Source organism: Bradyrhizobium acaciae (assembly GCF_020889785.1).
Classification (GTDB): Bacteria; Pseudomonadota; Alphaproteobacteria; order Rhizobiales; family Xanthobacteraceae; genus Bradyrhizobium; species Bradyrhizobium acaciae.
In genome coordinates this window covers 96,652-105,000 of record NZ_JACMYK010000006.1, presented here as the reverse complement: position 1 = coordinate 105,000, position 8,349 = coordinate 96,652, and the positions used below count along the sequence as shown (strand labels likewise).

General features: G+C 64.2%; 8 protein-coding genes. 3 read left to right on the top strand and 5 right to left on the bottom strand.

The genetic code is table 11. The features are described from left to right. Positions 1-102: 102 nt before the first annotated feature. A complete protein-coding gene (locus tag H8A92_RS05050) occupies positions 103-699 on the top strand; it encodes a hypothetical protein (protein WP_229194751.1) in 597 nt (198 codons plus the stop codon). 254 nt (positions 700-953) lie between these two features. Here the strand turns inward: H8A92_RS05050 and H8A92_RS05045 are convergent, their stop codons facing one another. Beyond that, on the bottom strand, positions 954-2,042 hold the full coding sequence (locus H8A92_RS05045) for a TRAP transporter substrate-binding protein (RefSeq protein ID WP_229194750.1): 1,089 nt from the start codon (positions 2,040-2,042) through the stop codon (positions 954-956). A gap of 295 nt (positions 2,043-2,337) precedes the next feature. Between H8A92_RS05045 and H8A92_RS05040 the strand changes: the two genes are divergently transcribed. Next, on the top strand, positions 2,338-2,550 hold the full coding sequence (locus H8A92_RS05040; protein WP_229194749.1) for an NAD-dependent epimerase/dehydratase family protein: 213 nt from the start codon (positions 2,338-2,340) through the stop codon (positions 2,548-2,550). Continuing rightward, positions 2,508-3,422, top strand: coding sequence for a Rossmann-fold NAD(P)-binding domain-containing protein (locus H8A92_RS05035; protein ID WP_229194748.1), 915 nt, complete (start codon positions 2,508-2,510; stop codon positions 3,420-3,422). The genes H8A92_RS05040 and H8A92_RS05035 overlap by 43 nt, the downstream gene beginning before the upstream one ends. A gap of 165 nt (positions 3,423-3,587) precedes the next feature. Here the strand turns inward: H8A92_RS05035 and H8A92_RS05030 are convergent, their stop codons facing one another. The 4 genes from H8A92_RS05030 to H8A92_RS05015 all read right to left on the bottom strand — a co-directional run bounded on the left by H8A92_RS05030 (position 3,588) and on the right by H8A92_RS05015 (position 8,315). Further along, positions 3,588-4,892, bottom strand: a complete 1,305-nt coding sequence (locus H8A92_RS05030) for an NAD(P)H-dependent oxidoreductase (protein ID WP_229194790.1) — start codon at positions 4,890-4,892, stop codon at positions 3,588-3,590. A 168-nt stretch (positions 4,893-5,060) separates the two neighbouring features. Continuing rightward, positions 5,061-5,861 carry a phytanoyl-CoA dioxygenase family protein gene (locus H8A92_RS05025; RefSeq protein WP_229182511.1) on the bottom strand — a complete coding sequence of 267 codons (801 nt, stop codon included), beginning with the start codon at positions 5,859-5,861 and terminating at the stop codon, positions 5,061-5,063. 135 nt (positions 5,862-5,996) lie between these two features. Continuing rightward, positions 5,997-6,671, bottom strand: coding sequence for a GntR family transcriptional regulator (locus tag H8A92_RS05020; protein ID WP_229194747.1), 675 nt, complete (start codon positions 6,669-6,671; stop codon positions 5,997-5,999). 387 nt (positions 6,672-7,058) lie between these two features. Next, positions 7,059-8,315, bottom strand: a complete 1,257-nt coding sequence (locus H8A92_RS05015; RefSeq protein WP_229194746.1) for a M20/M25/M40 family metallo-hydrolase — start codon at positions 8,313-8,315, stop codon at positions 7,059-7,061. Between the last annotated feature and the right edge of the window lie 34 nt (positions 8,316-8,349).

The window sequence follows — 8,349 nt, the reverse complement described above, 5'->3', positions numbered from 1 at the left end:
GTCATCGTCTACGACCAAAGTTCATGGGCCGTTCATTTCGATTTCCGTACCAGTTCCACTCAAGAAGCTCGGCACCAAACCTGCCTCAACAAGGAGACTTTCATGCGTGAGATCGTCCGTCCCGTACTTGCTGCGTTGAGCGTCGCGTGTCTTGCGATGTCCTTCACCGCAGCGTCGAACAGCGGCGCATTCGCGCAGGCCAAGCAGCAGATGGCGCCGGCGCCCGCTGCTCCAGCCCAGGATCAGGCTGCGCCGATCAAGCAGATCGCGCTGACCGACAAGCAGATCGACGGTGCGATCGCCGCTGCCAAGGAAATGGACCCGATCACCGCAAAGCTTTCGCAGGACGCCAAACCCGATCCGAAGGTCGTTGCCCAGCTCGAGGCCATCGCCAAGAAGAACGGCTTCGCCGGCTATGAGGAGTACAACACCGTCGTCGACAACATCTCGCTGGTGCTCGGCGGCTTCGATCCGCAGACCAAGAAGTATGTCGGTCCCGAGGCCGTGGTGAAGGCGCAGATCGCCCAGGTCCAGGCCGACAAGAAGATGTCGGCCAAGGACAAGAAGGATGCGCTCGCCGATCTCAACGAAGCCCTGAAATCGCCGCCGCCCGCGGTCGAGAACAAGGGCAATATCGATCTCGTGACCAAGAGCTACGACAAGCTGATGGAAGAGTTCGGCGGCAGCGACGACAACTGAGCCGTCATCCGAATCGAAGCCGAATCAAGAAAGAGCCCCGGAGAAATTCTCCGGGGCTTTTTTATTGTCAGGGAATGCGCCCGGCTCAGGATGACCGAAATAACACGCGCTGCTCCAGCCCCGTCATTGCGAGCGGAGCGAAGCAATCCATCCCACCGCAAGCATGGATTGCTTCGTCGCTTCAGCGCAAAATTGCTCTGCAATTTTGTCGCGAGCTCCTTGCAATGACGGCAGTGTAAAGCCGTCGCGTCGGCTCAGGTCCGCGTGCGCATCCGCATCATGAAGCTGTCGAACGAGAGCTCGGCGACCTGCATCCAGGCTAGCGATTCGTTGCGATAGGCGGCGAGGCTCGCATACATCTTGCCGAAATGCGGATTGCTCTTGGCGAGATCGGCGTAGATCTCGTTGGCGGCGTTGTAGCAGGCTTCCAGCACCTCCTGCGGGAACGGCCGCAACTGTGCGCCGGCCACGATCAGGCGTTTCAGCGCCGGCGGGTTGACCGCGTCATATTTTCCGGTGACCCAGGTGAAGGTGTCCTCGGAGGCGGCCTGGACCGCGGCCTGATAGTGCTTCGGCAGCGCGTTCCACTTGTCCTTGTTGATCACATTGTGGCCCTGGCCGGTGCCTTCCCACCAGCCGGGATAGTAATAGAACTTCGCGACCTTGACGAAGCCGAGCTTCTCGTCGTCATAGGGGCCGACCCATTCGGCGGCGTCGATGGTACCTTTCTCCAGCGCCGGATAGATGTCGCCGCCGGCGATCTGCTGCGGCACGCCGCCGACCTTGGCGATGATGGTGCCGGCGAAGCCGCCGACCCGGAATTTCAGCCCCTGCAGATCCGCCATCGACTTGATCTCCTTCCGGAACCAGCCGCCCATCTGGGCGCCGGTCGAGCCGGTCGGAATGCCGACGCAGTTGTACTCGCTGAGCAGGTTGTTGATCAGCTCGCTGCCGCCGCCCCATTGCAGCCAGGAAATATGCTGGCGGGTGTTGAGGCCGAACGGCAGCGAGGTGCCGAAAGTGAAGGCGGGATTCTTGCCCCAGTAATAATACAGCGCGGTGTTGCCCATCTCGACCGTGCCGTTGGAGACGGCGTCCAGCACCTGCAGGCCGGGCACGATCTCGCCGGCGGCAAAGGACTGGATCTGGAAACGGTTGTCGGTGATTTCGGCGACGCGCTTGCAGAAGAATTCACAGCCGCCATAGAGCGTATCGAGTGCCTTCGGCCAGCTCGCCGCGAGCCGCCATCTGACCTCGGGCATCGATTGCGCGACCGCGGGCGCAGCCACCGCCGTCGCAGCCAGCCCGACGCCGCCTGCCGTCAAGAAATCACGACGTTTCATGCGTATCCCTCCTGTGTGCCGATGCCTCGACAAAGGGAACGATCTTGGTGCCGTCTTTCTTCGCCGATCGATCGACGTTGCTGTGGTGATGTATCCGGTGGCCCTCGACGGGCTCTTGTGTGGAAATCCGAGCTTCGGTTCCACCGCTCAGGATGAGCGTTTGCCGGAGGAAATCAAGCGCCGGCCTTCGTTGCAGCTGCGAAGGGAATTCGGCACTGCCGGTCTCATCCGATACCTGGCGGCTGCGCCGCGATCTGCTACGACGGCAGGCGAGTTGATGGGAGTTCAAGGAGACATGGCCAACAAGAAAGTCGTGGTCGCCGGCGCGACCGGCCTCGTGGGCAACGCCGCCTTGCGACACTTCAGCGCATCCGGCGATTGCGAGCGTGTTGCGCTGTCGCGGCGCAAGCCGCGCGATCTCCATGGTGCGCAACACGTGCCGATCGATCTCACCAATGCCGAGGATTGCCGCCGCGCCGCGGCGAGCTCGGCGGCGCAACGCATCTGATCTATGCCGCACTCTATGAGGCGCCGAGCCTCGTCGATGGCTGGCGCGATGCCGGCCAGATCGAGACCAACGACCGGATGCTGCGCAATCTGATGGGCGTGCTCGAACCGGTCGCGCCCGATCTCAAGCACGTCGCGCTATTACAGGGTACCAAGGCCTATGGCGTGCATGTCCGGCCGCTCACCGTGCCGGCGCGTGAAGGCCGCTCGGAGATGTACGAGCAGCCGAATTTCTATTGGGCGCAGGAGAATTTCCTGCGCGAGCTGCAACGCGGCAAGAGCTGGCACTGGAGCATCCTGCGTCCGGTCCTGATCATCGGCGAGGCCATGGGCGGTGCGATGGATCTGATCCCGCCGCTTGGCGTCTATGCTGCGGTGCTGCGCGCGCAGGGCAGGCCGCTGGATTATCCCGGCGGTGCGCCGCGCGTCGCCCAGGCCGTCGACGTCGATCTGCTGGCGCGCGCGATCGCCTGGTCGGGCGAGACTGATGCCGCGCGCAATGAAGCGTTCAACGTCACCAATGGCGACGTCTTCACCTGGGAGAATATCTGGCCGGCGATTGCCGATGCGCTCGAGATGGCGCCGGGCAAGCACGCGCCGCTGTCGCTGGCGCAGGAATATCCGAAGTGGATTCCGCTATGGGACGAGCTGCGCAGCAAGCACGATCTGATCGCACCCGGTCTCGAGGAGTTCGTCGGCCTGTCGTTCCAATATGCCGATTACAGCATGCGCTACGGGCGGACCGAGTCCGGTCCGCCGTCGATCGTGTCGACGGTGAAGATCAACCAGGCCGGCTTCACCGAGATGATGGATACCGAGGTGATGTTCCGGAAGTGGTTCAGGCTGGCGAAGGCGAGCCGGCTGCTGCCGTGAGCATCAAAGTCTCCGCTCTCTCGTCCCCCTCGCCCCGCTCTTGCGGGGAGAGGGCTGGTGAGGGGCTCGTTCCGAAAAGACGGTCGAAGACGGACTCGTGGAGGTCGCCCCTCACCCGGCGCTTTGCGCCGACCTCTCCCCGCAAGAGCGGGGCGAGGTGACTTTCTACGAAAACGCCTGCTCCATCGCCTTGCGCGTCTTGATCGTATCGTTGCTCTCGTCGACCTCGACGTCGTTCCAGCGCACCACCGCGCCGTGAGCGACGTCGTTCTTCAGCTTGACGCGATGCGCGAGCCCGATCGGCAACGCGCCGGCGGCGAGACTGGCGGAGGCGGGCATCAGCTTGCCCCACACCGTGTAACCGCCTTCGCCGTCGAGCATCTCGCCGGCGCGCAGATTGCGTTTCGCCACCGAAGCAACGTCGCCGCGGAAGCCGCGGGGCTGCCCGGTCGGCTCGTTGCGCAGCGCTGCCGACAGCACCGAGATGTTCAGCTCCAGCCCAATCAGATGATACGGCTTGTACATCGCCGCATAGCGGCCGGATGAGTCGGTCTTGAGGCCGTACTGCCTGAAGCAATCGGCGGCATAATCATTCGGCGCCTCCAGCACCACATAGACACCCCAGCGCAGATCGCGAAACACCGGACGGCCGTCGCGCTCCAGCGACGACACCACCTCGACGATGCCGGATTTCTCGAGTACGCCGCCCTTGTCGCGCGGCCGCATCACATGCGGGAGATCGTCGACGCCGCAGGGCGGAAACAGCAAGCCCTCCGACGGCACGTCGAGCGTGCAGGCGTTGGCGATCGCCGCCATCTCGATCGCGGATTTGGTGCCGTCGAGGAAGGAGTTGAACATCTGCGGGTTCATGCCGGCGGATTGCGCCTCGCCGGCGGTGAGTCCGTAATGCTGCCACACGCCCTCCGGCGTCACGTCGTGATAGGCCGGCAGATATTTGGTGCCCTTGCCGGCGGCGACGACGCGAAAACCCGTGGCGCGCGCCCAGTCGACCATCTCGGCAGTCAGCGCCGGCTGGTCGCCATAGGCGAGCGAATAGACCACGCCGGCCTTGCGCGCCTCTTCGGCGAGCAGTGGCCCCGCCAGCACGTCGGCCTCGACATTGACCATCACGATATGCTTGCCGGCGGCGATCGCCGCACGGGCATGGCGAATGCCGACCGCGGGATTGCCGGTCGCCTCCACCACGACGTCGAATGCGCCGCCCGCGATCGCCCGCGCACCGTCGTCGGTGAAGGTGGTCGCTTCGATCCGCTCCTCATCCCAGCCAACCGTGCGGCACGCCTCGCGCGCGCGGTCGCGGTCGAGATCGACGATTACCGGCACCTCAAGCCCCGCCGTGTGCGGCACCTGCGACAGGAACATCGAGCCGAATTTTCCGGCGCCGATCAGGACGACGCGCACCGGCTTGCCGGCGGCGGCGCGGGTTTTGAGGAGGTGATGCAGGTTCATGTGCTGATTACCAATGGTACGGTCGAAGGGATCGATCTGGAACAATGACAAATCGTCATTCCGGGGCCCGCGAAGCGAGAGCCCGGAATCCATTGTACTACGAACCGTGTGGTCAAATGGATTCCGGGCTCGACGCTGTGCGTCGCCCCGGAATGACGGTCCTTGAATCTACTCCGCCGCCTGCCGCGGCGCACGGGCGAGCCGAAGCAGCGCGTCGTCGGCCACCGTCTGGATCGGCGTGAAATCGCGGTGCGCGATGTAGTCGGGCCGCGTCGGGGTGCGGATGTAGTTCGAGACCGCGTTCAAGGTCAGATAGACGATCTTGCGCGGGTAGGGCGTGATGTTGCCGCTCGATCCGTGCACCAGATTGCCGTGGAACATCAGCATGCCGCCGGGCTTGCCGGTCGGGGCGACGATGCCGCCCTGCTTGACGAGGCGGGTCACCGTCTCCTCATCGAGCGTCCACAGCGGGTAGGACGTGGTCTCGAGATCGTGCGAGGCCTTCAAATCGCCGGCGGTCTGGCTCTGCGGCACCAGCATCAGCGGACCGTTGATCGGCATCACCTCGTCGAGGAAGATTGCGATGTTCATCGCGCGCGGCTCCGGCATGCCGTCGTCGCGCTTCCAGGTGCCGTAATCCTGGTGCCACTGCCAGACGTCACCGGTGAAGGCCGCCTTCGCGTTGATCTTGAACTGATGCATGTAGACCTTCTCGCCGAACAGCTGCTCGATCGGGTCGATCATGCGCGGATGGGCGCCGAGGAGGCCGAACGCCTCGTTGTAGAGATGCGCGGCAAAGGCGGTGCGCGGCGCGCCACTCTTCTCGCGCCACACCTCGGGGCGGTTGGCGTCATAGATCGAGACCGCCTCGCGCGCGAGAAAATCGACCTCTTCCTGGTTGAACAGTTCGGGCAGGAACAGCCAGCCTTCGCGATGGAAAAATTCGATCTGCTCCGGGGTCAGTTTCATGGTGCTTTCCTCCTGTTGTTATCTTCTGTTCTTTCTTCGTCATGGCCGGCTTGACCCGGCCATCCATGCCTTTTCAAGCGGCAAAGCAAGCCGTGGATGCCCGGGGGCACGTCTGCGCGTGACGGCTTTGTTTGTTCACGCCGCCACGTCGGTCGCTCTCAATCTCTCTTCGGTCATCCGTCCTGCCGTCTGCGCATGCGCCAGTGCCGCAGCTTCGGCGGCGGCGGCATTGCCGGAGAAAATATGCGCGGCGATGGTCTCGTGTTCGGTCCAGGCGCTGCCGCGGTAATCGAGCTCGGCGAGCACGGTCGCCATCGAGCGGCGCATATGCGGCCATTGCGGCGTGATCATTTCCTCGATCGCGGAATTGCCCGCCAGCCGATAGATCGCGCTATGGAAGTCGACGTCGAGCGCGATCAGGCGCGCCAGCGGCGCGTTGTCGTCGATCGCGCGTCCGGCTTCGAGCGCGCTCTCGAGCTGTGTGCGGGCCGCGGAATCGTCCCTGACCCGGCCGGCCGCGAGTCGTGCCGCCAGCGCATCGATGGCGCCGCGAACTTCATAGAGCTCGCGGATCCGCTGCGGATCGAGCTGCGTCACCTCGAAGCCGCGCTTGCCGCTCTCGGCGACGAGGCCTTGGCGATGCAACAAATGCAGCGCGTGCGAGATCGGTTGGCGTGAGACGCCGAGCCGTTCGGCAAGTTCGTTCTGGGTGATGCGCTGGCCGGGCAACAGCGAGCGGTCGATGATCGCTTCGAGCAGCCGCCCATAGACCTGGTCTATGAGGTTCGGAAGCGGGTCCAACGGGATCATGCCATCAGTCCAATATGGAATACAGAATTCCGTATTCTGAGATCAAGCTACCGCGGGCTGCAAGAGCGGTCAAGGCGCCAGTTTGCGGCGCCGCTAACCGATTGAGAAATATTCATTTCTTCCGCGATTCGACGGCCATGATCGCGTCGGTTGCGGTGATGGGTCAGTCTCAATCCTCCAGCGGAGCAAGCGGCACCCTTCCCCCTACTCCGCCGCAAGGGGCGGTATCCGTGCGACACACCGCGAAGATCAACGCGTGAGGTGAGCACACGGATCAGGCTCCCTCCCCCCTTGCGGGGGAGGGTTGGGGAGAGGGGTGGCCCCGGGCGTTGGCGCGAACGATTGGCGTTGCTCTCTCAACCCATTGCCGTTGCGCTCTCGCCCCCGCTACTTCGCCTTGCCGAGCTCCATCAGGACCCGCGTCATCAGATAGAGCCGCGGCACGATCGAGTTGGTGTCGATATATTCGTCGCGGGCGTGATAGCCCCAGCCGGCGAGACCGAAGCTTTCAACGACGACCGCCTTGCCGCTGCGCGCGGCGTAGCCGGCGTCGGTCGCGCCGCCGGTCATTTCGGCGATTTCCAGCGTGCGTCCGAGCTCGGCATAGATCGCCTGTCCCTGCTTGGCGAGCGCGCGGCCGCGATCATCAGCGACGAAGGGCGGACGACCCGCGACGACTGTCACGCTGACCTCGGTGTCGGGGATCAGCTTGTCCTTCACCTTCTCGTCGAGCGCGGCTTGCAGCCTCGCGACGCCGTCCGGAACGGTGAGCCGGATGTCGGCGCCGGCGCTGGCGTGATCGGGAATCTGGTTGCGCACCGTACCGGCCTTCGCGGTGGTCCAGTTCAGCTGCGTGCCGGGGATGGATTTCGCGACGTCCTGGGTTTGCAGCAATTGATGCGCGAGCTCGAGCAGCGCGTTGCGGCCGAGCTGCGGCGCGGCACCGGCATGCGAGGCCTTGCCCTTCACATCCATCGTGCCGGTGGCGGTGCCGCTGGCGCCGAGCAGCAGGCCTTCATTCTTGGCAACCGGCGGCGCCACCGTCGGCTCGCAGGACAGCACCACATCATGCTGGTCGGCGAGCTCGGCGATGATCTCGCCGGAGCCGGTGGAGCCGACCTCTTCATCCGGGTTGAACGACACGGTGAGCTTTGCATAGTCGCGCCAGCCCGCGTCGTTCAGGATCTTCAGGGAATGCAGGATGACGGCGATGCCGCCCTTGTCGTCGGCAATGCCGGGTCCATAGATCCTGCTGCCGTCGACCTTGTATGGTTGGGTATCGAGGATGCCGTGCTCATAGACGGTGTCCATGTGTGCGATCAGCATCAGCTTCTTGCTGCCGGTACCCTCGAAGGTGCCGATCACCATGTCGGCACCGGCGCCGTGCGTGGTCTTGCGCCGCTCGGTCTTGGCGCCGAGCGCCTTCAGCCGCGCTTCGGTGTAGTCGGCCATCCTCTTCAGGCCCTCGACATCGCCGGAGCCCGACTCGATCAGCACCATGTCGTGCAGGCTCTCGATCACCGCCGGCTGGGCCTGCTCGGCGGCCGCGCGCAGCTTTTCGTCGGCGGCGGCAAAGGCGGAGGACGAGGCGAGGGTGAGCGAGAATAGCCCGACCGACGCGAGCAATCTGATGGATCGTTTCATTGTTGTCCTCCCTGCGTGAGCGCAGGGAGAGACT

Coding starts and splice junctions, on each gene's coding strand:
- H8A92_RS05025 (WP_229182511.1), bottom strand. CDS start 5,861: ATGAAACTGACCCCGGAGCAGATCGAATTTTTCCATCGCGAAGGCTGG.
- H8A92_RS05045 (WP_229194750.1), bottom strand. CDS start 2,042: ATGAAACGTCGTGATTTCTTGACGGCAGGCGGCGTCGGGCTGGCTGCG.
- H8A92_RS05015 (WP_229194746.1), bottom strand. CDS start 8,315: ATGAAACGATCCATCAGATTGCTCGCGTCGGTCGGGCTATTCTCGCTC.
- H8A92_RS05030 (WP_229194790.1), bottom strand. CDS start 4,892: ATGAACCTGCATCACCTCCTCAAAACCCGCGCCGCCGCCGGCAAGCCG.
- H8A92_RS05040 (WP_229194749.1), top strand. CDS start 2,338: ATGGCCAACAAGAAAGTCGTGGTCGCCGGCGCGACCGGCCTCGTGGGC.
- H8A92_RS05020 (WP_229194747.1), bottom strand. CDS start 6,671: ATGATCCCGTTGGACCCGCTTCCGAACCTCATAGACCAGGTCTATGGG.
- H8A92_RS05050 (WP_229194751.1), top strand. CDS start 103: ATGCGTGAGATCGTCCGTCCCGTACTTGCTGCGTTGAGCGTCGCGTGT.